The 24,721-nt window shown below is 26.1% G+C and carries 20 protein-coding genes and 1 other RNA gene; 5 read left to right on the forward strand and 16 right to left on the reverse strand.

Annotated elements, in window-relative coordinates:
- Positions 1-133: 133 nt before the first annotated feature.
- Positions 134-931, forward strand: a complete 798-nt coding sequence (locus HF862_RS03620; protein WP_170186568.1) for a ribonuclease H family protein — start codon at positions 134-136, stop codon at positions 929-931.
- A 10-nt stretch (positions 932-941) separates the two neighbouring features.
- Positions 942-1,604 (forward strand): TIGR02206 family membrane protein, encoded by a 663-nt coding sequence (locus HF862_RS03625; protein WP_170186569.1) that lies wholly within the window; start codon positions 942-944, stop codon positions 1,602-1,604.
- A 54-nt stretch (positions 1,605-1,658) separates the two neighbouring features.
- Here HF862_RS03625 and rnpB read toward each other — a convergent pair.
- The 16 genes from rnpB to HF862_RS03705 form a co-directional block, all read right to left on the reverse strand.
- An RNA gene (rnpB, locus tag HF862_RS03630) (RNase P RNA component class A) lies at positions 1,659-1,990 on the reverse strand.
- 31 nt (positions 1,991-2,021) lie between these two features.
- Positions 2,022-2,456, reverse strand: coding sequence for a hypothetical protein (locus HF862_RS03635; protein ID WP_170186570.1), 435 nt, complete (start codon positions 2,454-2,456; stop codon positions 2,022-2,024).
- A gap of 10 nt (positions 2,457-2,466) precedes the next feature.
- Positions 2,467-3,249 (reverse strand): Nif3-like dinuclear metal center hexameric protein, encoded by a 783-nt coding sequence (locus tag HF862_RS03640; protein ID WP_170186571.1) that lies wholly within the window; start codon positions 3,247-3,249, stop codon positions 2,467-2,469.
- Positions 3,246-4,022 (reverse strand): sigma factor, encoded by a 777-nt coding sequence (locus HF862_RS03645; protein ID WP_170186572.1) that lies wholly within the window; start codon positions 4,020-4,022, stop codon positions 3,246-3,248. Before HF862_RS03645 ends, HF862_RS03640 begins: the two co-directional genes overlap by 4 nt.
- Before the next feature lie 42 nt (positions 4,023-4,064).
- Positions 4,065-5,330 carry an RNA polymerase sigma factor RpoD gene (gene rpoD / locus HF862_RS03650; RefSeq protein WP_170186573.1) on the reverse strand — a complete coding sequence of 422 codons (1,266 nt, stop codon included), beginning with the start codon at positions 5,328-5,330 and terminating at the stop codon, positions 4,065-4,067.
- A gap of 15 nt (positions 5,331-5,345) precedes the next feature.
- Complete coding sequence (dnaG, locus tag HF862_RS03655; protein WP_170186574.1) at positions 5,346-7,151, reverse strand: DNA primase; 1,806 nt, start codon at positions 7,149-7,151, stop codon at positions 5,346-5,348.
- 124 nt (positions 7,152-7,275) lie between these two features.
- Positions 7,276-8,979: a peptidylprolyl isomerase gene (locus HF862_RS03660; protein ID WP_170186575.1), complete on the reverse strand. Its 1,704-nt coding sequence runs from the start codon at positions 8,977-8,979 to the stop codon at positions 7,276-7,278.
- Positions 8,980-9,006: 27 nt separating this feature from the next.
- On the reverse strand, positions 9,007-10,392 hold the full coding sequence (locus tag HF862_RS03665; protein ID WP_170186576.1) for a sigma-54 dependent transcriptional regulator: 1,386 nt from the start codon (positions 10,390-10,392) through the stop codon (positions 9,007-9,009).
- Positions 10,393-10,562: 170 nt separating this feature from the next.
- The gene (locus HF862_RS03670; RefSeq protein ID WP_170186577.1) at positions 10,563-11,582 is read right to left on the reverse strand and encodes an RIP metalloprotease; all 1,020 of its coding nucleotides are present in this window, start codon (positions 11,580-11,582) and stop codon (positions 10,563-10,565) included.
- On the reverse strand, positions 11,582-12,262 hold the full coding sequence (locus HF862_RS03675; protein ID WP_170186578.1) for a thymidylate kinase: 681 nt from the start codon (positions 12,260-12,262) through the stop codon (positions 11,582-11,584). Before HF862_RS03675 ends, HF862_RS03670 begins: the two co-directional genes overlap by 1 nt.
- A gap of 9 nt (positions 12,263-12,271) precedes the next feature.
- Entirely contained in the window at positions 12,272-13,429 is a 1,158-nt protein-coding gene (dxr, locus tag HF862_RS03680; RefSeq protein ID WP_170186579.1) for a 1-deoxy-D-xylulose-5-phosphate reductoisomerase, read from the reverse strand.
- 16 nt (positions 13,430-13,445) lie between these two features.
- Positions 13,446-14,243: a phosphatidate cytidylyltransferase gene (locus HF862_RS03685; RefSeq protein ID WP_170186580.1), complete on the reverse strand. Its 798-nt coding sequence runs from the start codon at positions 14,241-14,243 to the stop codon at positions 13,446-13,448.
- Positions 14,233-14,931, reverse strand: coding sequence for an isoprenyl transferase (locus tag HF862_RS03690; protein ID WP_170186581.1), 699 nt, complete (start codon positions 14,929-14,931; stop codon positions 14,233-14,235). The genes HF862_RS03685 and HF862_RS03690 overlap by 11 nt, the downstream gene beginning before the upstream one ends.
- 206 nt (positions 14,932-15,137) lie before the next feature.
- Positions 15,138-19,232, reverse strand: a complete 4,095-nt coding sequence (locus HF862_RS03695) for an autotransporter outer membrane beta-barrel domain-containing protein (protein WP_170186582.1) — start codon at positions 19,230-19,232, stop codon at positions 15,138-15,140.
- A 798-nt stretch (positions 19,233-20,030) separates the two neighbouring features.
- Complete coding sequence (locus HF862_RS03700; protein WP_170186583.1) at positions 20,031-20,657, reverse strand: LysE family translocator; 627 nt, start codon at positions 20,655-20,657, stop codon at positions 20,031-20,033.
- Between the two features lie 14 nt (positions 20,658-20,671).
- Positions 20,672-21,298 (reverse strand): DUF1847 domain-containing protein, encoded by a 627-nt coding sequence (locus HF862_RS03705; protein WP_170186584.1) that lies wholly within the window; start codon positions 21,296-21,298, stop codon positions 20,672-20,674.
- A 173-nt stretch (positions 21,299-21,471) separates the two neighbouring features.
- Between HF862_RS03705 and HF862_RS03710 the strand changes: the two genes are divergently transcribed.
- The 3 genes from HF862_RS03710 (at position 21,472) to HF862_RS03720 (ending at position 24,721) form a co-directional block, all read left to right on the forward strand.
- The gene (locus tag HF862_RS03710) at positions 21,472-22,305 is read left to right on the forward strand and encodes an MBL fold metallo-hydrolase (protein ID WP_170186585.1); all 834 of its coding nucleotides are present in this window, start codon (positions 21,472-21,474) and stop codon (positions 22,303-22,305) included.
- Positions 22,306-22,350: 45 nt separating this feature from the next.
- Positions 22,351-22,896, forward strand: a complete 546-nt coding sequence (locus HF862_RS03715; RefSeq protein WP_170186586.1) for a nitroreductase family protein — start codon at positions 22,351-22,353, stop codon at positions 22,894-22,896.
- Between the two features lie 301 nt (positions 22,897-23,197).
- Positions 23,198-24,721 (forward strand): YifB family Mg chelatase-like AAA ATPase, encoded by a 1,524-nt coding sequence (locus tag HF862_RS03720; RefSeq protein WP_170186587.1) that lies wholly within the window; start codon positions 23,198-23,200, stop codon positions 24,719-24,721.

The raw sequence follows: 24,721 nt of genomic DNA on the forward strand, positions 1-24,721 counted from the left end.
ACAAGAAATTTTACCACATTTTAGATATTTTTGCAAGTGTTTTTTTATAAACATTCTAAAGTATTTATTTTTTATCTCTTTTATTTTTCTTTAATAAATGATAAAATATATATTATTTTTATGTGAGGTATATATGAATAAAAAATTTTATAGTTATTATATAGAATCTACAAAAGAAAATGGTATTTTAGATAATTGGAGTGATTGTCAAAAAAAAGTTTTAGGCACAAAATCTAGTTATAAATCTTTTAAAACTTATGAAGAAGCTAAAAGTTGGTTAGATAATCTACTTAATCCAAATGAAAAAAATATATCTTCTACTAAAACTAATTCTAAATTTTATGCTTGCTTTTATGTTGAGAATAAATCTTATAAAATTTTTGATAATTGGGCCCAATGTAAAAAAGAGATAGAAAATAATCAATGCCGTTACAAATCTTTTAAAACTTATGAGGAAGCTAAAAATTGGTTAGAAGATGGGGCAATTTATCAAACAAAAGCTCTTATTGAAAAAACTCTTATTGATGGAATATATTTTGATGCTGGTACAGGTAGAGGAATAGGAGTCGAAGCTAAGGTTTCCTTTAAAAATGGAGTTTCAATTTTAAAAGAATATTTTCCTAATGATAATATAAATGAATTTGGAAACTTATCTTTAGGTTTTGAAAAAACAAATAATTTTGGTGAATTAAAAGCTTTGGATATGGCTCTTGACATTGCTCTTAAGGAAAATATTTTAAATATTTTTGGAGATAGTACTTTAATTATAAATTATTGGTCTAAAGGAATTATAAAAAGTGATATTAATAGTGAAACCATTGAACTTTCTAAAATAGTTTCTCACAAAAGAAAAGAATTTGAAAAAATTGGTGGTACGATATCTCATATATCTGGAGATATTAATCCTGCTGACTTAGGTTTTCACAAATAAAGGAGGCATTTTGGAATTTATTAAACTTTTTTCTACTGAACATATTATGTACATTTTATTTTTTACTATTTTTTATAGTTTTTTGTTATATATAAGAAAATTTATAAATAGTAGATTTTTTGAAATTTCAGTAGCTTCTACTATGGGAATTATAAAAATTCTTGGTTACATAGGAAGATACTATATTAATCATGAGCCTTTATATGCTCTTTTTCCTATTCATATATGTAATGTTTCTTTTTTTATGGCAGTAATTTTTATGATAAAACCTAATATAAAAGCTTTTCAAATTATTTTTTATATGTCTTTAGGAGCTTTAGCTGCTATTTTATTTCCAGAATCTGTAGTAGTTTTTCCCAATCCTTTTGGAATATTATTTTTCTTAGAACATTTCTTTATACTATTTATGATTATATATCAAATGGTTTATTTAAATTTCCGTCCTACTAAAAAAGGAATTTTCCATACTTTCATAGGATTAAATATTTTAGCAGTAGTTGCTTATAATTTTAATAAAATTTTTAATACTAACTATATGTATATAAATCACAAACCTTTAACTCCTACTCCACTTGATTTATTTGGCCCTTGGCCAATTTATATATTAGTAGTTGAAGTGTTATTTATTTTTCTTGGATTTTTATTTTATTTGTTATTTAGAAAAAGAAAATAATTTTATATAAACTTAATATAAAAAGAGGACATTGCAAAACAATATCCTCTTTTTTATTTAGGCATTACATAAGCCGGGTTTTGTATCAGTTAATTATTTATCTAGACTTACAATCACTTATAAGTTCAAGCAACTTACCATGAAAGTGGACGAGCAGCCCTTAACCTTTCTTTCTTAGTCTTGCTCCAGAGGGGGTTTACAAAACATTTTTAGTTCCCTAAAAATTTGGTAGTCTCTTACACTGCCTTTTCACCCTTACCATTTCTGGCGGTTTGTTTTCTGTTGCACTTTCCTTAGAATTACTTCCAATAGCCGTTAGCTATCCTCTTGCTCTATGGAGCCCGGACTTTCCTCTTGAATAATCAAGCAATTAACTGTAATACCTACAGTTTTTTATTATATCATACTTTTCTTTTTTTAGCTAGTGGAATCTTCATTTTCCTCTTCAGGTATAACTTTTTCTAAAGCTTCCAATACACCTATTATATATTTTTCATAATCTCTATTATAAAGGTCTTTTTTGTAATTATCTAATATAATACCTAAATCAACAGATTTATCCTCCATATTTAAATCTTCTGAAAATTTTAATTCTATTCCTAATTCATCAGTTTCTATATTTTGAATATTGAATATTAAAACTTTTTGAGGATTTTCTGTATAAAAATCATTTTCTCCTTCAAAAATATTTAAATAGACTTTTATATTTTTAGAATTCTCTAATTTTTCTATAGCTCTTTCAACTCTTCTTATCTCTTTAAAATTTAAAATATCTTTTTCTATATTTACTTTTGCAAAAGTAAGGGAAAATATAAACACATTAATTATAAAAAATTTTATTATTTTTTTCATTTTTTCTCCATTATATCTTAGTAAAAACAGGTAAATCATTAAATTCAATTATATTAACATCTTTTATCTCTTCTAACTCTTTTAAAATTATCTTTCCAAAGAAATGTTCTGTTTCATAGTGCCCTATATCTATCAATATAAAATTTTCTTCTAAAGCATCTAAAGCCTCGTGATATTTTACATCACCTGTTATTAATAAATCAGCACCTATTTTTTTTGCTTTTCTCCAATAACTGCTTCCAGCACCATTTACAATAGCAATTTTCTTTATCTCTTTAGACGCTAAATCTCTACCAACAACTCTTATATTTTCTTCTAAAAAAGTTTCTTTTATTTTTTGTAAAAAATCATTAAAATCTTCTTTTTCTTTTAATGAATACACTCTCCCAATTCCACATTCATTTTCTTTTATTTCATCTATTATTTTACCATTGATTAAACCTAATCTTTCACCTACAAAATCGTTTAATCCACCAATAGTACTATCTAAATTTGTATGAAGAGTATAAATTGAAATATTATTTTCTATTGATTTTATTATTTTGTTTCCTAAAACTGTATCACTATTAATTCTTTTAATCCCTGAAAATATCATTGGGTGATGTGAAATAATTAAATCTATATTATTTTTTATTGCGTTTTCTAAAACCATGTCAGTTATATCTAAAGAAATTTGTATATTTTTTATTTCTTTATTTCTTTTTCCTATTAATAATCCTACATTATCCCACTCTTCACTATTAGTTACAGGAAATTTTTTTTCTAAAATTTTTATTATTTCATTTAATATCATAACGAAAACATCCTTCCATCTCTTGATGAAATTTTAGATAAAGCCTTACTAAATAGCTCTTCCCCTTTATTCTTCTCTAATCCCATCTCTTTTTCAATTTCTAACACAGAATATCTTTTATCATATCCCAACCCAAAATAATATTCTATTGCTTTTATTTCATCATATGAAAGAGTAAATAAAACATCATCTATTGATAAATTCTCAATAGTTTTAATTTTTTTCTCTTTTTCCTCATTTGTTATTTCAATTTCATCCATATGAGTTTTTGTAAAATAAAATAAAAACTCTTGTCTTATTTGTTCAAATCTCTCTTCTGTATATATTCCCATTTGTCTAGCTGCCCAAATTTTAATATATTTTTTTAAATCTCCATTGTCATAAGTATATCTATTGATAGCTTCAACAGCCCCCATTATTCCCTCTTGGATAAGCTCTAAATATTCTACTCCCTCTCTTACAAAATAAAGGGCAATTCTTGCTATCTCATTAAAATTATCTATTAAGATTTTTTCTCTTGCCTCACTCTCTTCTATTTCATCACTATAATTTTGATATTCCTCTTCTGTTAGAGGTTCATATAAGTTTATCTCTTCTAAATAGTCTAATACATCATCATTTTCTAACTCTTGTACTTCTCTTTTAGAAACTAAATAATCATTTTCTCTCTCTAATTCCACATTAAAATCTAAATTTTCTTTTAAAAATTCATCAAATTCATCATTATTTCTATATTTTTCAAATACAAATTTTTCAAAATTTTCTATTAACATTTTTTCTCCTTATTTAAAAATAGGAGCTTTTGCTCCTATTTCTTATTTTTGTTTGAAATCTTCTAGTTTCTTTCTTCTACTAGGATGTCTTAATTTTCTTAAAGCTTTAACTTCTATTTGTCTAATTCTTTCTCTTGTAACTTTAAATATTTTTCCAACTTCTTCTAAAGTTTTTGGAGCTCCATCCTCAAGTCCATATCTATATCTTAGAACTTGTTTTTCTCTATTATTTAAAGTGTTAAGAACCTCATTAAGTTGCTCTTTTAATAAAACTCTATTAGTCTCTTCATAAGGATTTAACATTTTATTATCCTCTACGAAATCCCCTAATTCACTATCCTCTTCACTTCCAACAGGTGTTTCTAAAGAGATTGGGTCTTGATTCATTTCTTGAATAGCTTTTACTTTTTCTACTTCAAGATTTAATCTCTTAGCTATAATATCAGGAGTTGCATCTCTACCTGTTTCTTGTAAATAAACCCTAGCTTCTTTTTTGATTTTATTGATAGTTTCTATCATATGAACAGGGATTCTTATTGTTCTACCTTGGTCAGCTATAGCTCTTGTAATAGCTTGTCTTATCCACCAAGTAGCATATGTTGAAAACTTATATCCTTTTGTATATTCAAATTTATCAACAGCTTTCATAAGTCCAATATTTCCCTCTTGAATTAAGTCAAGAAGTTTTAAACCTCTATTTGTATGTTTTTTAGCAATACTAACAACTAATCTTAAGTTAGCTTCTACTAATTGTTGTTTTGCATATTCATCACCTTCAAAGGCTCTTTTTGCATAATCTAATTCTTCTGCATGACTAAGTAATGGGATTTGTCCTATTTCTCTTAAATACATTTTAATAGGCTCATCTACTCCCATTTCATTTGGTATTATTCCACCATAATAATCATCATCTGAAAAATCATCTCTTCCATAATCATCAAAATCGTCTAAATCCATATCATCAAAATCATGGAAGTCTAAATCATCTAAATCTCCAAACTCATCTTCATCTAATATATTTTGTCCCGAAAATTCATCATAATCCACATAATCTAATGGGTCTTTTTCTATTTTTTTCTCTTGTAGTGAGTTTATTTTTTTATTATTTTTAGCAACTAAATCTTTTTCAAGTACTACCTCTATTCCTTGGTCAATCATTCCCTCTATTAGTTGCTTAATCTTTTCAACAGAAAGTTCATCTTTTAATTCTCTATTGATTTCTTCATAAGTTACTACCTTATCTTGAATAGCTTTACGAAGTAATGCAAGAACTTTTTCATTTGTTATTAATTCTTTTAATCCTTCCATAGTTGAAAAGCCTCCTTATAAAATATTATATTCACTTAGTATCCCCCTAAAAATTTTATATTTTTCCAATAAATCCTCAAAACTTATATCAGAATATAAACAAATCTCTATCCTTTTTATTTCTAATGAGAATTTCAAATTTTTCATTTGTGAGTTTATATCCTTTATCTCTTTTATGAACCAAGACTTAAATATTTCCTTCAATAATTCTTGTTGTTTTTTATCATCTGTATAATCTAAAGCTCTGTATTGCATCATAAATAATTTATTTTTTTCTTCTTCTGTAAAATTCTCTTTTTCTATAAATTCTTTAAACTCTTTTAAAAAATTTATATTTTTATTTTCGCTAATTTCTTCAAAAAAATAAAATATTTTTTTCACAAAAGATGACTCTATATTTTTATCAGAAAAATATTTATAAAAATCTATCTGTGAAAAAATCAATTCAACAGTCATTTCTTCTAATATACTAACACCACTTGTTTTTTCCTTTTCTTTTTCTGAAAAAAACTCTTTTCTCTCTTCTTTTTTTTGATAAATATTGTTATCTACTAAAGTTTCTTGTAATAATTTTTTTTCTATACCTGTATATTTTGATAATTTATCTAAATAAAGACTTCTTTCTAAAGTAGATTCTACATTTTTAAAAAACTCTTTAAATCTCTCTATAAATTTTTCTTTAGACATTATATTTGTCAAGTCATATTCCTTTGAATACATCTCATATAGAAAATCAAATATCTCTAAAGAATTTTTTACTGCCTTTAAAAAGGCTTCTTTACCAAAATTTTTCAAAAATTCATCAGGGTCTTTGGCATTTTTCAATTTTAAAACTCTAATATTAAATCCTAAATTTTTTAATATCAATGCTGTTCTTTCTGTTGCCATCTGTCCAGCATTATCCATATCCAAAGACATTATAATATTATTGGTATATTTTTTTAGTAACTCCCCTTGTTCATATGTAAAAGCAGTTCCTAAAGAAGCAAGTGCCACATCAAACCCATAACAATGAGCTGATAAAACATCCATATACCCTTCCATTAATAATGAATAATTTTTTTTCTTTAAAATATTTCCCTTATCTTTTATTCCATAAAGATTTTTTCCCTTTTTAAATATTGGTGTATCTGGTGAGTTTATATATTTTGGAATCTCTTTATTATTATCTAAAGTTCTTCCTCCAAAAGCTATAACTTTCCCACCTATAGAATATATAGGAAAAATTATTCTATTTCTAAAGGCATCATATACCCCTTTTTCTCCATCTTTAGCTAACCCTAACTCTATTATATCCTCTTTTTTATGTCCCTTCACTACAAGATAATCATACAGACTACTCCATTCATTTAAAGCATAACCTAACTGATTTTCTCTTATTATTTTAGGATTAACACCTCTTTTATTCAGATATTCTAAAGCTATTCTTCCATTATTTTCAAAAATATTATCTTGATAATATCTATGTGCATCTTCCATTATCTTATAATATTTTTCATTCTCATTTTCTTTTGTAAAATTTTTTTTGTATTCTTTTATAGAAATATTATATTTCTTAGCTAATTCTCCAATGGCCTCTTCATAAGAAATTTTATAATACATAGAATAAAATTTAATTGCATTTCCACCAGCTCCACAAACAAAACATTTACAAATATTTTTAGTTGGACTAACTGAAAATGAAGGAGTTGTATCTGGATGGAAAGGACAAAGCCCCTTATAGTTGGCTCCACTTTTCTTTAATTCAATTACATCTCCTACTACTTCTTCTATTCTTAATTGACTTAATAAATTTTCTATATCTTCTGACCTATATCTCATTAGCTTCTCCTAAAGAAATCTTCAAAAGTATATTATAATATATTTTATTATAAATATCAATTATTTTAATAAAACTATTTTAATTTCCTGATTAGAAAGGCAACCTATTTAGGTTGCCTTTTTATTATTTTAAAATCTCTTGTATCTTCTCTGTTGCTTTTTGAGCTTTATAATCTCTTTCAACATTCTCTTTTACTTCTGATAAATCTACTTTTCTAGCTTTTATTTCATTTATTTTTTGGAAAATGAAAATTTCTCCATCTAAGTTTTTATATACAACTTTATTTAAAGGTGCTTTGTATATTTCATCTGTTAATATTTCTTTATATCCTAACCCTGGAATATAACCTTGGTCTGTGATTCCAGTAAATAAGTTAGTATTTAGATATTTGTCAGTTGGTAAATCTTTAAAAGCTATTTCTCCATTAGAAATCTTTTCAGCTTGCTCTTGAACTTCTTTTAACTTAGCATCAATAGTTTCTTGAGAAATTTCATTTTTTACTAAAATATGGCTAGCTTTTACCTTATCTCCATCTTTTTCCTCTACATAAATAATATGAGAACCAAAAACTGTATTAACTACTTCTGGATATATCTTTCCAACTTCTCCTTTGAAAGCAGCTTCAGAAAATTCAGGTACCATTTGGTCTTTTGTAAACCATCCTAGTTCTCCACCATTTACTGAACTTGGACAACTAGATTTTTCTTTCGCAATACTTGCAAAATTTTCTGGAGTTACAGTAGTTAATATATCTTTGGCTATTTTTTCTGAGTTTGCTTTATCCAAATCAGAAGGCTCTATTTTTATAAAAGAGATATAAGCATCAACTGATGGATGTATATCATATCTCATTCTATTTTTTTCAAAATAACTATTTAAATCTTCTGATGTAGGATTTATTTTATTTTCTATAGCACTATAAATACCATCATAAGCTTCTTTTACTTGTAAAGAAATAGGTAATCCCTCTTCTAATTTAACTTGATATTCTTCTGCTTTTTTCAAGATTTTTACTTGTGTATCTATAAATCTATCTGTTTCTTCTAAAGCCTTATCTTTAGGAAGTCCATTACTAATAAATGTAATATATATTTTACTATAATCTACATTGGTAAAAGTAATTCCATCTTTTTCTACTTTTACTTTCTCTAAATAATTTGTAAATTGAGGGTCAACTTCTGTAACAACCATTTTTTCTTTTAATTTTGCAATCTCTTTTTGATAAGCTTCTCCTGCTTTTTCTTCTATTAAATATCCTTTTATCTGGTCTTTACTTTCTTCTAATGAAAGTCCTTGTAACATTGTAAATTTATTTTCCTCATAAAACTCATTTATTTCTTCATCTGTTACACTAACACTAGCACCTATTGTCTCCCTAAGTTTTATACTTTTCATACTTCTTTCTAATTCTTTCTTTAAAGAAGCCTTTGTATAACCTTGGGCTGTTAACATTCTTCTAAATTGTTCTTTATCTTTAAAATTAGATTCTAAGTTGTTATATTCATTATTAATATCTTTAGATGAGATTTTTATCTTTAAATTATCAGCCATCTCTTGAACAAGTTCATTTTCAATTACTTGGTCTAGAGCTAATGTTCCAACTATATCTTCATCAATCTCATTTCTAAAGTTGTTTGATATCATATTTTTACTTCTTAATACATCTTCTATTTTTATTTTATTTCCATTTATTTTTAAAGCATAATTTTTAGTTGAAGAATATGTCATATGATTTATAATGTATAATGCCAATGAAGAAACAACAAAAGCTACTGTGATAATTATAGTTATAACTTTCATTTGTTTTCTAAATTTTCTAATAGCCATGATATTTTAGTCCTTTCTTTCTGTTTTTTATTTATCATCTAATTTATATTTTCTGATTTTTTCATATAAAGTTGTTCTTCCTATTCCTAAAATTTTAGCTGTTTCTTGTTTATTCCATCTAGTTCTTTGTAATGCCATAGCAATAACAACTCTTTCAACATCGTCAAGACTAAATATTTCTTTTTCTAATATCTCTTTTAATGGCCCAATTCCTGAAACAGTTTTATTTTCTACTGTATCAGATTTCATTTTTATTTCAAGAGGAAGATTTTCAATATCAATTATTCTTTCATCAGATAAGATTATCATTCTTTCTAACATATTTCTTAACTCTCTAATATTTCCAGGGAAAGCATATTCTAATAAATATTTCATTACTTCTCCTGAAAGTACAGGAATTGGTTTATTTAAATCTTTAGAAATTCCTGTTAAGAAATAGTTTGCTAATAGTGGTATATCTTCTCTTCTATCTCTCAAAGGTGGAACTTCTATTTTAAATCCATTTAATCTGTGATATAAATCTTTTCTAAATTTTCCTTTTTCTATTTCATCTCTTAAGTCTTTATCTGTAGAAACTATAAATCTTACATCAGCTCTTTTAGCTCTAGTTCCTCCAACTTTTCTATATTCTCCATATTCAATAACCTTTAAAATTCTTGATTGAATTTTTATATCTATTCCAGCTATTTCATCTATAAATAAAGTTCCCCCATCAATTTCTTCTAAGATACCTTTTTTGCTAGATATAGCTCCTGGAAAAGCTCCTCTTTCATATCCAAATAATTCTCTTTCTAATACTTCACTTGTCATTGTTCCACAGTTTAAAGTATAGAAATCTTTTCTTCTTCTATCACTTTTTCTATAAATTTCTCTAGCAACTAAAGTTTTTCCAACTCCAGCTTCTCCTGTAATTAATATAGGTAAATCTGTTGTTGCCATTTTTTCTACTTTTGCTTTTACCTCTTTAATTTTTATAGATTGTCCTATGATTTCTCTTTGTTCTTCTAATTCTGCAACTTTCTCTTTTAATTTTTTATATTTTTTTATATTTTCTATGTTAACTAAAGCAGGTTTTACAAGTTTAACTATTTCTTCTCCATTTACAGGTTTTAAAGCATAACTATAAATTCCAGCTTTTTCTAATTCATCTAAAATTTCATCTGTTTCTTCATCTATAAGCCCAATTGTTACAAATTCTTTTCCTAATCCATTTAATTTTTTCTTCGCATCAATAAAATTAAACCATGTTAAATATTGGTCTAATATTACTACATCAAAATCACTTTCTCTTAACATATCTAGTCCATCAAGTAAGTTATTGAAAGTTATAACTTCATAATATTTAACTAATTCTTTTCTAATTTCTTTTAAAACTTCTTTTCTTTCAGATATTGCTAATACTGATTTTTTCATTACTACCTCCTAGTTTTTTATATAATATCCTTAAAAAATATTTACGAACTATTTTAAAACTTTATATATGTATTATAATAGTTTTTTTGTATTTTTTCAAGACTTTTTTATTTTTTTATCCTTTTATTAATTTTTTTGTTTATTTTATAAACTTGTATTTTTTATCTCTCTTATTTTATTAAATTCACAAAATCATTAGCTGTTATAAATATAATCAGCATAAATATAATGATAATCCCTCCATAATGTATTTTCTCTTCTAATTTTTTATTTACTTTTATTTTTAACATTTCCAACATAACAAATATTAATCTTCCACCATCAAGAGCTGGAAATGGTAATAAATTAAAAATTCCAATGTTTATAGATAAAACAGCTACTAACCATAATAAAGTCCCTATTCCTAAGCTGCTAGCTTCACCAACTATATTTATTATTCCAATAGGTCCACTTATTTCCTGTCTTTTAACCTCTCCACTAACTATCATTTTTAAACTATCCAATATATTTACAAATATATCTCCAAAACCTTTTAATGCTAGTTTTAAACTTTCTCCTATTCCATATTTTTCTATATAATATTTAGGAGAAATTCCTAAATAATATTTATTATTTTCCTTATTTTTAGTTAATTTTGTAACTAACTGTTTTTTCTCTCCATCTCTTTCAATTAAAATATTTTTTTCCAAATCTTTTGAGTTATCCAAAGAGTTTATAGTTTCTTTTATATCCCACCAAGAATTTATCTTTTTACCCTCTATCTCTAATATTAAATCTCCCTTTTTTAAAGGAGTATTTTTTTCTGATATAACTTTTCCTACAACAGGTCTTTCGTCTATTTTAACCTCTCCACTTGTGTATATCATTCCAAATAATATTGTATAAGCTAGTAAAAAATTCATAAAAACTCCAGCAATCAAAACTATAAACCTTTGATAAGCTGGTCTTGAATTAAATCCATCTTCAGTTTTATCTTCTAAGTCCATACCCTTAATATTTACATACCCACCTATTGGAATTACTCTAAAAGAGTATTTAATTTTCATTCCATCATAAGTATATACTTCTGTTCCCATTCCTACAGAAAATTCTTCCACAGGGATTTTAAATAATCTAGCACTTAAAAAATGTCCTAACTCATGTATTAAGATAATAACACCTAAAACGAGCAAGGAAATTAAAATTTTCATTATTTTTCCTCCAATTTAATTTTTACAATATTATATATCTCTTCTGATATTTCATCTATTGTTTTTAATCTTCCATTTTCTACACAGTTTACTTCTGTCCAACCTTGAGTTTTTGCAACTTCACAGGCATTTTCATAGGATTTTCTCATATATTCCTCATCTCTTTCATGAATATCTTTTTTATCTTCTCCTGTGATTTTATTTTTTCTATTAGCCATCAAAATTTTAGCAAACTCAAGTGGCATATTTATGAAAATTACTAAATCAGCTCTAGGTATTCCAATTTTTTCAAATTCTAAATCCTCTAACCAATCAATATATTTTCTTTTCTCCTCTTGTGTTTCTAATTTTGAAGCCTGATGAATTATATTTGATTGAACATATCTATCTGTAACTATCACTCCATCATTATTGTAAAATTCTTCCCAATCCTTTTTAAATGAAGCATATCTATCAATAGCAAACATAGTAGAAATTGGATATGGATTAACTTTTAATGGAGTTTCTCCAAACTCTCCAGCTAAATACATTTTTACAGGAGCACAAGCTGGACTATCGTAGTTTGGAAAAGTTATTTTCTTTACATTTAATTTATCCAATAATAATTTTTCAAAAAGTCTATTTGTTTGTGTTTCTTTTCCACTAGAATCTGTACCTTCAATGACTATTATTTTTCCCATAGCTCTCCCCTAAATAATCTCTTTATAATTTTTATATATCCACTCTCTTGTTTCTCTATCTACTTTTAAAATAGAATCTAAATCATCTATCTCTACTAAGGAGTGATTATCCATTGCTTTTTCTATAATTTTATAAATATCTAAAAATTTTATTTTTTTCTTTAAAAATAAATCTACTGAAACTTCATTGGCAGCATTTAAAACTGTTGGCATTGACTTTCCAATTTTTCCAGCTTTATAAGCTAAATCTAAACCTTTGAAAACTTTTCTATCTGGTTCTTCAAAAGTTAAATTTCCTACTTTTAATAAATCTAAGGCCTCTAAACAACTATTTTCTATCCTATCTGGATAAGTAAAAGCTAGTTGTATTGGAAGTTTCATGTCAGTAACACCTAATTGAGCTATAACTGCATTATCTTGAAATTCAACAAGAGAATGAATTATACTTTGAGGATGAATTACAACTTTTATTTTATCATAGTCTACATTAAATAGATGATGAGCTTCTATGACTTCTAATCCTTTATTTACAAGGGATGAAGAGTCTACTGTAATTTTTTTTCCCATAGACCAATTTGGATGTTTTAAAGCTTCTTCAACAGTAACATCTCTTAATTCTACCTTTTTTTTCCCTCTAAAAGTTCCACCACTTGCTGTTAAAATAATATTTTTCACTTGAGATTTTTTTCCAGCAAGTAATGATTGAAATATTGCTGAATGTTCACTATCTACAGGAATTATTTCAGACTTAGGATTTTCTCTTAAAAGTTTGTTTATATAATCTCCACCAGCTACCATTGTTTCTTTATTAGCTAGTGCTATTCTCTTTCCTAACTTTATTGCTTCTGATGTAGCCTCAATCCCAATAGCTCCTATTACAGATACTAAAATTATATCTGTTTCCTCTAGTTGACCTAATTTTTTTAATCCTTCTCTACCAACATATACTTCTACTTCTGGAAATTCAGCCTTTATTTTTTCTTTTCCCTCTTCTGTTCCTATGGAAACATATTTAGGATTAAATTCTCTTATTTGCTCAATTATTAATTTATAATTTGAATGTCCACTTAAAGCTATTACATTAAATTCATCTCTTTTATGTTTAATAATTTCTAAAGCATTAGTTCCTATACTTCCTGTTGACCCCAATATTGTTATATTTTTCATAACTTACTCTACCTCATTATTCAAATATTTTTAATATATAATATGCCATTGGAATAACGAAAATCATACTATCAAATCTATCAAGTATCCCTCCATGTTCTCCTAAAATTCTACTTGAATCTTTTGTTTTAAACTCTCTTTTAAACATTGATTCAGCTAAATCTCCAATCTGTGCTGTTATACTTACTATTAACCCTAACCAAACTATTGCAACATTATTATCTGATAAATGAAATATTTTATTAATTATAAATAAACTAAGAATTGTAAAAACAATTCCTCCAATAGCTCCCTCTTTTGATTTTTTAGGGCTAATTATTGAAAATCCTTCTTTAAAGAATTTTCTTCCAATACTCATACCAACAAAATATGCTGCTGTATCACATACCCATACCATAATTTGAACTGCTATAAGCCATTTTCCACCATTCTCAAGACCTTGAAACATTATAATATGTCCAAACATCAATCCAACATAAATTATTCCTAATAAACTTGTACCAACATCTCTAGCTGTATTTTCTATTTGATTTTTAACAACTCTTACACCTAACATTAAAACTAATGATAAAATTATCAGTCCAAAAGTTTCTTCAAGTCCTACAAAATACATAACATTTGGTATTAATACTCCTGTTAATATACCTAACTTTTTATAAGGTTTTATTTCCACAACCTCTGACATTTTATAAAATTCATGTAAAGCTATTCCTATTATTATACTAGCAAGTAGTAATAAATAAATATCTCCTTTTAAGTATATAAACATTAATACAGGAATACCTACTAAGGCTATTAATATTCTATTCAGCATCTAATCTTCCTCCAAATCTTCTTTCTCTTTTGTTGTAACTATATATTGCCTTTTCCAATTCTTCTTCATCAAAATCTGGCCAATAAGTATCTGTTATGTAAAATTCTGAATAAGCTATTTGCCAAAGAAGAAAATTTGAAATTCTAAATTCTCCACTTGTTCTTATAATTAATTCTGGGTCTGGCAAATCATTGTATAAATATTTTGAAAAATTTTCCTCTGTAATTTCCTCTTGAGAATTTTTTATTTTTTTTATTGCGTCAATTATTTCAGCTCTTCCTCCATAATTAAAGGCAATATTTAATGTCATTTTATAATCTTTTGAAGTTTCCTCTTGAAGTTTTTCTATAGCATCTAAAAGAGATTCACTGACTCCCTCTTTTCTTCCTGAAACCATAAATCTTACGTTATTGTCTAATAACATTTTTCTTTCTGAATTTATATATGTTTTAAATAGAGTCATTAAAGCACTTACTTCCTCTTGTGACCTTTTCCAATTTTCTGTGGAAAAAGCATAAACTGTTAAATACTCCACTCCTATTCTTCTACAGTGTTCTACAATTTTTCTTAAGGCTGCTGCTCCAGCTTTATGCCCAAAAACTCTAGGTCTATTTTTACTTTTGGCCCATCTTCCATTACCATCCATTATAATTCCTATATGTTTTGGAATATTTATATTTTTATCCAATATACCACCTCTCTTATTATTCTAAAATTCTATCATATATTTTGTTTTTTTTCCATACATATTTACATTATATTCTATTTTTAATCTTGTTATTTTTTTATTTTGTTTAATAATTTATATTTCTTAATAATAAAAGCCCGAGATTTCTCTCGAGCTTTTATCTTTATGAATTATTACATTGAAACAGCTATTTTAATTGAGTAGCCTTATTTTTCATATTTTACTTCTACTCTTCTATTTAATGCTCTTCCCTCTTTTGTTCTGTTGTCTGCTACTGGTCTATCTTCTCCATATCCTTTTGTTTCATATTTTAATTTTTCATTTGTTACATTTTTCTTCAACTCTTCTTCTACTGCTTTTACTCTTCTTTCTGATAGACCTTGATTATATTCTCTTGTTCCTGTCCAGTCTGTATGTCCTTCTAGTTTTAATGTCCCTTTATATTTTTTCTTATTCAATTCTTTTGATATTTTAGCTATCTCTTCTTTTCCTTCAGGTTTAATTTCTGATTTATCAAAGTCAAATAGATTTGTTAATGAAAAATCTTTTAAACTACTAAATTTATATCTAAATCCTAAATTAAATTGCCATGAATTATCATCTCTATGACCAAATTGTCTTTCTATATCTGCATATACATATAGATTTTCTGTCATATTCTTAGCTGCTCCTATTCCTACATCAAACCAAGTCCCTTTATTTTTGTAATTTCTAAACTCTTCACCTAATGAACCTGTCATATCCACAGCATTTATATCTTGTTCTCCTAAAAATTCATGATTTACATCTGCTTTCAAGTAAATTGTATTGTCTTTTCCATTATCATTATAGAAATCATGTCCTAATCTAAATCCTACACGACCAATTAAACTATGAATATCACTATAATCTACTTTTGTACCTTGATTTGTTGTATAATCTGCATCATCTATATATGTATATTGTAATTGTACTTGTGGTTCAAAGTATGTTTTTTCTGTTAAATCATATCTCTTTCCAAATTCTGCACTTGCTCCTAAGAATAGATTTCTGAAATCTCCTTCTACTTTAGCTCCAGTTTCTCTTCCATTTATGCTAAAGTTACTTGACATTCTTCCTATTCTAAATACATAATCACTATAGAAACCATCATTATATACATTTGTGTCATATAACCATAAAGCTACACGGTCTACATCTGCTTCTCCTATTATATTTTTATATTCCATAGTTCCTTCTGTATATTCAAGAGCTATTCCTCTATATTCATTTCCTTCTCCATCGTCCATTGGATAAGTTTTATCATAACCTATTTGGTACATATTATTACGTAATCTATATTCTTCATCTTCTCCAACTCTATCATTTCTAATTCTTGTCCAAATTCCTTCATTACCATCTACAAAACTCATATCTCCTAGACGTTTATTAAGGTTATCCATATATACTGCACTTGCATAGTTAGCTCTTGACATTTCTATAACAGTTTTTCCACCATCATTAAGGTCTTCTCCTAATCTTGTTAAGTACCAGTTTTGAGAAGCATCAAATTTCTCTTCTTCAAGAGTATTAGTTTCTTCATCAGATAAAGCTACTTCTAAAGTTGTTAGGGTATTTTCAGTATTAACTTTTTTTCCCGAAACAAGTTTATCTCCTGGTTTTTTATTGCTAGCTTTTTCTCCATTATAAACTATATTTTCTTCTACAGCTTCATGATTATAATCTTCATAACGTGTTTCAAAAGAAACATCATTAATACCTTTTTCTTTTACTTCATTTACTTTAAATTCTACTTTTCCATGAGCTTCTTTACTTAAAGTAGCAAAACGTAATTTTTCTCCATAATCTAATTCTAAAATACTGTCTGTTAAATTTACTTTTTGAGTTAATACTTTAGATTGATTATCTTGATTTTCTCCTAAAGACATTACTTCAATTCCATTATCTACATCATAAATATATAACATATTTCCTAATGATTTATTATCTGCATTTAATGTTAAATTAAAAGTTCCTTCTCCTGATAGATTTTTTATTCTTAAAGCATTTCCATCATGTGTTAAATCGACAACTCCACCACCTTCAGCAAAATTAAGATTAGTTATAAAACTTTGTCCTAATACATTCCATGTAGCATTATTTCCTAAATTTATAGTAACCTCTCCATCTGATTCTATATCTTTTGTAAATTTATCATTACGAAAATCTATTTCTTCTTTTTTAAATTCTTCTATCTCAAAATAATCATCTACCCTTCCAACAAAATATCCTCCATTAGACATATCTAAATGTACTTTTCCACCATTTGCTGCAAGAACTTCTCCTACTATCTCTGTACTATTCTCACTATTACTTATTTCTATTACTGAATCTCCTTTTCCTGAAATAATATCTCCTATTAACTTAATATTACCATTTCCTATTACTTCTATTTTTCCACCAGATGTTGCCATTAATGCTATATCAGTATTTTTTATAATATTCTTTTCTACATCCTCTTCAGTTTCTGTATTTTTATTACTATAATAGTCATTTCCTGATATTACTGTTAAATTTCCTGTTACTGTAGATGTAGAATTTGTTCCTTCAGAATATATTCCTACATTATTAATTCTATCTCCGTCTATTCCATCATGTCCTGTATTACTTATTACTGTAGTATTTCCTGTTAATGAAATATTACCACCATTTACTGCTTGAATTATTGGTCTTACTAAAAGATTATCTCCTTCATAATCAGATATTAAATAATCATTTCCTTCAAAATAGCTATTTCCATTAAATGTAAAATCAGAATTATTTGCTGTAACTGCTATATCACTAGAAGTTACTTTCACATCTTTAATTCCATCTAAGTTAAGTTTTGTTTCATTTTCTAATCTTATTCCTTGTGTAACATTAAATAATTGACTTACTGTAAAATTCGTTCCTGCTTCTCCTTTAATATCTTTTCCATTTATTTGTTTTCCAGTACTTTTAATGTTAAGAGTATTTCCAGTTAATGAAGTATTACCACCTTTAGCATAAATTCCAAATGTATTATTATCTTCTGACATAGAATAAATATTTATATTTCCAGAAGTAGAAAGATTTATTGCTCCGTTATCTGTATATAAAGATTTTTCTGTAGCTGCTATATAAAAATCTTTTCCTATAGAATTTTCATTATTTTTTACATCAACTACTCCTTTAGAATAAATACCATTTTTAGATTTTGCTATAATATTTCCTTCTTCATCAGTTTCTCCAATTAAAAGAGAAGTTGTTTTAATATTTGTTGTTCCATCTTTTTCATTCATTATTCCATTTTCTAATGTATTTATTACTACACTATTTTCTGAAGTTATATCTACTTCTCCTATATTATTTTGTATTCCATTAGTTGATGAATTTATTGATAAACTGCTAACAATTATTGTTGTTATTCCACTTGTATCAGTACTGTCTCCTCCAAAAAATCCTTTTTTAGAAAAACATCCATTTATTATCCCACTTCCGTCCATTGCTTCAATATTTATTATTCCACTTTTTTCTGCTTCACCTTTTACTTTTATATTCAATGTTCCATATATATTTTCTATTCCATTTTTACTTGCATTTATATCTAAACTATTTTTTAAACTTAAAGTTGTGTTACTTTCAATTTCTTGTGCTTTTGTAATAAAAGAACCAGCTTCATTTAATCCATTTATTATTCCATTTCCTTTTTCAGCAGTTAAATTAAGTTCCTCTCCATTTATGATAACTTCTCCATATTTTTTATCTCCATTATTATTAATAGCTGCTTGATTAGTATAATATCCTGATGTTCCTTTTGAATGAATATCTATTTTTCCACTTACATAAATTTCTGTTTTTCCTTTTTTATTATCAATACCCTGTCCACCAGAAGTAATTGTTAAACTTCCTACTTTTCTATCTTCACTTCCTATCTCTACATTTCCTTTACATGTTCTATCATCTCCCCAAGAAGTAAAAATTCCATTATCTCCTGAATTAATAGTTATTTCATTAGCAAAAACTTTTACTACTGGATTTATAGCATCACTACTTTGTATTCCATTTGAAGCTGCATTTACAGTTAGATTTCCACTTACATCTATATTCCCATTAAATCCTATTCCTATTTTAGTTCCTTCTGGTTTTGTGCTTACAATCAAATCTCCTTCTACTGTTTTATTTATATTTGATCCCCATAAAGGTCCTATTTCTTCCCCATATCCAATACTACCAGTTATTAAAAAAGTAGTTATCAATGCCAATGTTATTTTAACTTTTTTCTTAAGCCATCTCTTTAAACTTTTCTCAATATTATCTTTCATAATACACCCCCACAGTAATAAATAAATTTTTTTAAAAAAAAAGCAATCTAAAACAGATATAAAAAAACTCTCGTTTTTTTTTATACCATCTCAAATTGCAATCATTACATTTATCCCTTAATAGAAGTTTACTACAAAAAAAAAAATCAATACCCTCTCTATTAAAATAACACTTAATTATCCAAAATATTATTTATATTAAGTAATTTTTATATTAAAATATTACAAAAAATATTTTTTTAGATTACATTTATTTTTTATATTTATATTATAACAAATGACAAAATTTGTCTTTATGCTTTATATTAAATTAATATTATTAGATAATTAAATTTTTATTCTTAATCCTACTCTTAATAAATAAAAAATTTGGTAACAAATAATATAAACTTCTAAAATTTTGGCACAACTTTTATAATCTATATTTGCAATAGTTACATCTATTTTTTATAATTTGTGCCAAAGTGCCACTTTTTCCTATACTCCTATTTTTTTTATAAAATACTTCACAAAAAAATTTTATATATAAGAGAGAGTGATTTTTTTGAAGTTTTGGTAACAAATTCTTTTTAACTTATTTAATATTAATAGTTTATAACTATATTTTTGTAATATTTTTTGGCAACACTTTGGCACATATTTATTATAACATATTATTTTATCTGAAATTAAAAATTTTAAGTTTTGGCACACTTTTGGCAACAACTGGCACATTTTTATTAAATTAGCAAAAAACAAAAAAAGAATATATATTATATAATTTAATTATAAATATATAATATACATTCCTTAATAATATTAATTTAATTTTGCTTTTAATAACATAACTCCCAAAATAATATAAATTATTCCTGAAACTTTTCTCATTATATTTGTTTTTTCTATACCTTTTAAAAGTTTTGAAGCAAATAAAACTAAAATTATTCCATATGTACTACTTGTTATAATAAAACTAATTCCCAAAATTAAAAAAGGAATTATTCCATAACTACTATTTTCATCTATAAACTGTGGTAAAAAAGCTAGAAAAAATATTGCTACCTTTGGATTTAATATATTAGTTAAAATTCCCTGTTTATAGATTTCTAATAATTTTTTTCTTGGAAGATTTATATTTATAATATCTTTTTCTATCTTTTCTTTTTCTAATATACTTCTAAATCCTAAATAAATTAGATAGAAAGCTCCTAAATATTTTATTAAATTAAAGGCAAAAATAGATTTTACCAATATAGTTGAAAGCCCGAAAGCTATTAATAAGGTATGAAAAAGTACCCCTGTAGATATTCCCAAAACTGATACAATTCCAGAACTTTTCCCACCAGATATAGTTCTTCCTAAAATATACATTGTATCAGCTCCTGGAGTTAAATGTAAAATTATACAAGAGGTAAAAAATACTCCATAATTAATTATTCCAAACATTTTTTCTCCACCTTTTACTTATTAAAAAGTTTTTTGTTATAATATCCCTCTGCCAAATAAATAGCTGCCAAAGGATTATGGCCTAAAACTCTATCTTTTACAGCAAGAACTGTTATTGGAGCATCTGAATGTTTTATAAAAAGTGTATCATGCCCAACACATAGACCTAATAATATATTAAAATCTGTTTTCTGTGAATTTAAAAATTCTGCCTGTCCAATGGGATTACACATAGCCTCAAACTCACAATTTGGTCTTACTTGTTTTTCTCTTTCTATTCCTATAAATTTTTTGCTCACTCCACCACTTTTACAAATTATAGAATTTATTTGAAAACCATGATGCCTTAAAATTTTTCCAACTATTTTTGCTTCTTTTGATAATCCTAAACAAAAAGCTAAACCTATTTTTTTATAATTCATTCTTTTAGCAAAATCTAATATTTCTTGAATTCTTGTTAATTGACAATAACCTTCAGATTCCACTAAGGCTGAATTATGAGCTATCTCTAATTCTTCATCTTTATATAAAGATTTTATCTCTTCTAATTTTTCTAATTCTCTACAAGGACAATTAGTTGGTGATGATTCTATATCTCCCTTTGTACAACTATGTTTTTCACATAAATCACAAGTATACATAAATTACCTCCTAAAACTTTTTATAACTGTTATTCTTTAGAATCTTATGTTTTCCTTTTTTCTTTTTACTATTCAAATTATTAGTCAAAGATTAAAAAATTTGAATTTAATATGTTTATATAGTAAAATATTATTACTGAACAAACTATTAACTGAAACGTAGAAAGGCAAAGATGAAAAAAGAAAATTATTACAAAATATCCAATCCTTTTAAAAATATCTATAGGATTTATGAACCAGGAGATATTTTTTCTACTTTAATTATAGGAGAGGAGAAAGCTCTACTTATAGACACAGGACACGGATTTGAAAATTTAAAAGAGGTGGTAAAAAAAATAACCTCTCTTCCTTTAATGGTTCTTAATACCCATGGACATTTAGACCATACAGGAGGAAACTATCTTTTTGATGAAATATATATCAATCCAAAGGATATTCCACTATATTATAAATATGAAAAAGAAAAAAAGATGATGATTGAAACCTACAAAGAATTATATAAAGAAAGAAATCTAGTAATGTGGGCAGATGATTTTAATGAGGAAAAGTTTTTAAAAACAACAACAAAAGCTTTTATCCCTTTAGAAAATAATCAGATTATAGATTTAGGAAATAGAAAATTAGAGGTTATTGAAGTTCCAGGGCATACTCTTGGACATGTGGTTATACTTGATTACGAAACAGGAATAGTGTTTTCTGGTGACGCAGTTTCTACTTCTATATGGATATATTATAACAATGGAATTTCTCCAGAAGAATATATTGAAAATTTAGAAGTTTTAAAAAAATATCCAATAAAAGGATTTTTATCTGCTCATGTAGAAAATTTACTTCCTCAATCTCTAATAACAGAATTACAAAATTTAATTAGAGAGAGAGACCCTGAAAAAAGTAAAGTTTTCACTCATAGAAGAAATGGAGAAAAAGCTCTAATTTTTAGAAAAGATGTTGAAACTTTAGGTAGGCTTTATTTACTTTATTCTATAAAAGAAAAATATAAAGTATAATTTTTTATTAAATCTGGGGTTAATCCCTTTTAGTGAGGTGAGATTATGGATTTTAAAAATTTACAAAATTTACGTGAAAGTTGTCGTGTGTACAAACAAGACAAAGTTCCTAGAGAACTTTTAACTGACTTAATTGAGGTTGCTCGTCTTAGTCCTAGTGGTTGTAACTCTCAACCTTGGCATTTTATCATAGTTGATGAGCCAAAAGCTCTTTCTAATGTAGTAGAAGCTCTTGATGATAACGGACTTACAGGTTGCCCTTGGGGAGATAAAGTTCCAGCTTTTATAGTTATCTGTGAAGAAAAAGCAAAATTAATGCCTGGCGTAGCTGAACATTATGGTTCACAACATTTTGCTCAAATGGATATTGGTATGGCTGCAATGGCTATCTGTTATGAAGCTACTGCTCTTGGTCTTGGAACTTGTATGATTGGAACTATAAATCAAGAAAAAATAAAAAAATCTTTAGGAATTCCTGAAGATAAAATAGTTCGTCTTCTTATTACTGTTGGTTATCCTGCAACTAATGGAGAGCCTAGACAAAAAAGAAGAAAAAATTTAGATGAGATTTTATCATATAATAGATGGTAAAATAAAATTTTTCTAAAATTTAATCAAAAAATTAATAAAGTAATTAAAATAAAAGCTCAAGATTTTTCTTGAGCTTTTATAATTTATTTTTTATCTTTTTACTAAGTTTTTTCATTTATTTTGAGAAAAATATTTTTTAAAATCTTTTTTAGATATCCTTTTTCGTTATAAATCAATTCTTTTTATTTATAATATTTTATATTAATAAAAATTTTTTTATAAAAAACTATTGAAAATATAATATACAAGGAATATAATTAATAAAAAACAGGTATAATATATTAATTAGGAGAAAATATTTATGATAATAAAAGTCAAAAGTTTAGGTTACTTTGGAATTGAATCTTTTTTAACAGAAGTAGAAGTTGATATTTCTAATGGATTACCAACTTTTAATATAGTAGGACTTGGGGATACTGCTATAAATGAAAGTAAAGAAAGAATAAAGGCTGGAATAAGAAATAGTGGCTATAAATTAGACCCAAAAAGAATTATAGTAAATCTTACTCCAGCAAATATAAAAAAAGTAGGAACTCATTTTGACTTGCCTATAACTGTTGTAATTATTTGTGGACAAAAAGCTTTTGACTATAAAAAAGAAATCTTAGAAAATTATCTTTTTATGGGAGAAATCTCTCTTAGTGGAGATTTAAAAAGAACTCAAGGAATAGTAAATGGTGCTATATTAGCTAAAGAGTTAGGATATAAAGGAATAGTAATTCCTTTTGATAATTTAAAAGAGGGAAGTCTAATAAAAGGAATAGATGTAATTGTTGTAAAAAATCTAAAAGACATCGAAATTTTTTTGACAACAGGAGAATTTCAAAAAATAGAAAATTCTACTAATATTGATAAAAAATTAGAAGATATATATAATGAAGATTTAGATTTTTCTCATGTAAAAGGTCAAGAAAAAGCAAAAAGAGCCTTAGAAATTTGTGCTGCTGGTGGACATAATTTTTTAATGGTAGGAACTCCCGGTTGTGGAAAAACTATGTTAGCTAAAAGAATAATGTCAATTTTACCACCTCTTACAGAAGATGAAAAAATAGAACTTACAAAGTTATATAGTATTGCAGGAAAATTAACAGAAGAAAATCCAATAATTACAAAAAGACCTTTTAGAAGTCCACATCATACAAGTAGTGGAGTAGCTATTATTGGTGGTGGAAGAACTCCAGCTTTAGGAGAGATTACTTTAGCCAACAAAGGAGTTTTATTTTTAGATGAAATTGTAGAATTTAAAAAAGATATTCTTGAAAATTTAAGAGAACCTTTAGAGGAGAAAAAAATATCTATAACAAGAGCTGGTTATCGGGTAGAGTTTCCAAGTGACTTTATTCTTCTAGCCTCATGTAATCCTTGTAAATGTGGTATGTACTTTGAACCTAATGGACTTTGCACTTGTACACCTAATGAAGTTTCAAATTATATGAAAAAATTATCTGGACCAATTTTAGATAGAATTGATTTAAAAATAGAGATGACTAGATTATCAGAAGATGAACTTTTAGACAATTCTTTAAAAGAAACTTCTGAAGAGATTAGAAAAAGAGTTATAAATGCTAGAAATCTTCAAAAGAAAAGATTTAATTCAGATAAATTAAATAGTCATATGACGAGAAATGATATTGAAAAATTTATAGTTTTAGATGAAAATTTAAAAATTTTATTAAAGACTGCTATAAAAAATCTTAATTTATCAGCAAGGGCTTATGATAGAATATTAAAAGTAGCTCGTACAATAGCTGACTTATCTAATAGTAAAAATATAGAAAGGGAGCATTTATTTGAAGCTATCTCATATAGAATAACTGAAAGGTAG

The sequence above is a fragment of the Fusobacterium sp. FSA-380-WT-3A genome (assembly GCF_012843705.1).
Lineage (GTDB): Bacteria > Fusobacteriota > Fusobacteriia > Fusobacteriales > Fusobacteriaceae > Fusobacterium_B.

What these genes read in the sequence shown, in the direction of transcription:
- HF862_RS03720 (WP_170186587.1), top strand. Translation starts at nt 23,198, where the DNA reads ATGATAATAAAAGTCAAAAGTTTAGGTTACTTTGGAATTGAATCTTTT.
- dxr (WP_170186579.1), bottom strand. Translation starts at nt 13,429, where the DNA reads ATGAAAAATATAACAATATTGGGGTCAACAGGAAGTATAGGAACTAAT.
- HF862_RS03695 (WP_170186582.1), bottom strand. Translation starts at nt 19,232, where the DNA reads ATGAAAGATAATATTGAGAAAAGTTTAAAGAGATGGCTTAAGAAAAAA.
- HF862_RS03700 (WP_170186583.1), bottom strand. Translation starts at nt 20,657, where the DNA reads ATGTTTGGAATAATTAATTATGGAGTATTTTTTACCTCTTGTATAATT.
- HF862_RS03670 (WP_170186577.1), bottom strand. Translation starts at nt 11,582, where the DNA reads ATGAAAATTTTAATTTCCTTGCTCGTTTTAGGTGTTATTATCTTAATA.
- HF862_RS03715 (WP_170186586.1), top strand. Translation starts at nt 22,351, where the DNA reads ATGGATTTTAAAAATTTACAAAATTTACGTGAAAGTTGTCGTGTGTAC.
- dnaG (WP_170186574.1), bottom strand. Translation starts at nt 7,151, where the DNA reads ATGAGATATAGGTCAGAAGATATAGAAAATTTATTAAGTCAATTAAGA.
- HF862_RS03635 (WP_170186570.1), bottom strand. Translation starts at nt 2,456, where the DNA reads ATGAAAAAAATAATAAAATTTTTTATAATTAATGTGTTTATATTTTCC.
- rpoD (WP_170186573.1), bottom strand. Translation starts at nt 5,330, where the DNA reads ATGGAAGGATTAAAAGAATTAATAACAAATGAAAAAGTTCTTGCATTA.
- HF862_RS03660 (WP_170186575.1), bottom strand. Translation starts at nt 8,979, where the DNA reads ATGGCTATTAGAAAATTTAGAAAACAAATGAAAGTTATAACTATAATT.
- HF862_RS03675 (WP_170186578.1), bottom strand. Translation starts at nt 12,262, where the DNA reads ATGGGAAAAATAATAGTCATTGAAGGTACAGATTCTAGTGGAAAAGAA.
- HF862_RS03645 (WP_170186572.1), bottom strand. Translation starts at nt 4,022, where the DNA reads ATGTTAATAGAAAATTTTGAAAAATTTGTATTTGAAAAATATAGAAAT.
- HF862_RS03620 (WP_170186568.1), top strand. Translation starts at nt 134, where the DNA reads ATGAATAAAAAATTTTATAGTTATTATATAGAATCTACAAAAGAAAAT.
- HF862_RS03685 (WP_170186580.1), bottom strand. Translation starts at nt 14,243, where the DNA reads ATGCTGAATAGAATATTAATAGCCTTAGTAGGTATTCCTGTATTAATG.
- HF862_RS03705 (WP_170186584.1), bottom strand. Translation starts at nt 21,298, where the DNA reads ATGTATACTTGTGATTTATGTGAAAAACATAGTTGTACAAAGGGAGAT.
- HF862_RS03640 (WP_170186571.1), bottom strand. Translation starts at nt 3,249, where the DNA reads ATGATATTAAATGAAATAATAAAAATTTTAGAAAAAAAATTTCCTGTA.
- HF862_RS03710 (WP_170186585.1), top strand. Translation starts at nt 21,472, where the DNA reads ATGAAAAAAGAAAATTATTACAAAATATCCAATCCTTTTAAAAATATC.
- HF862_RS03665 (WP_170186576.1), bottom strand. Translation starts at nt 10,392, where the DNA reads ATGAAAAAATCAGTATTAGCAATATCTGAAAGAAAAGAAGTTTTAAAA.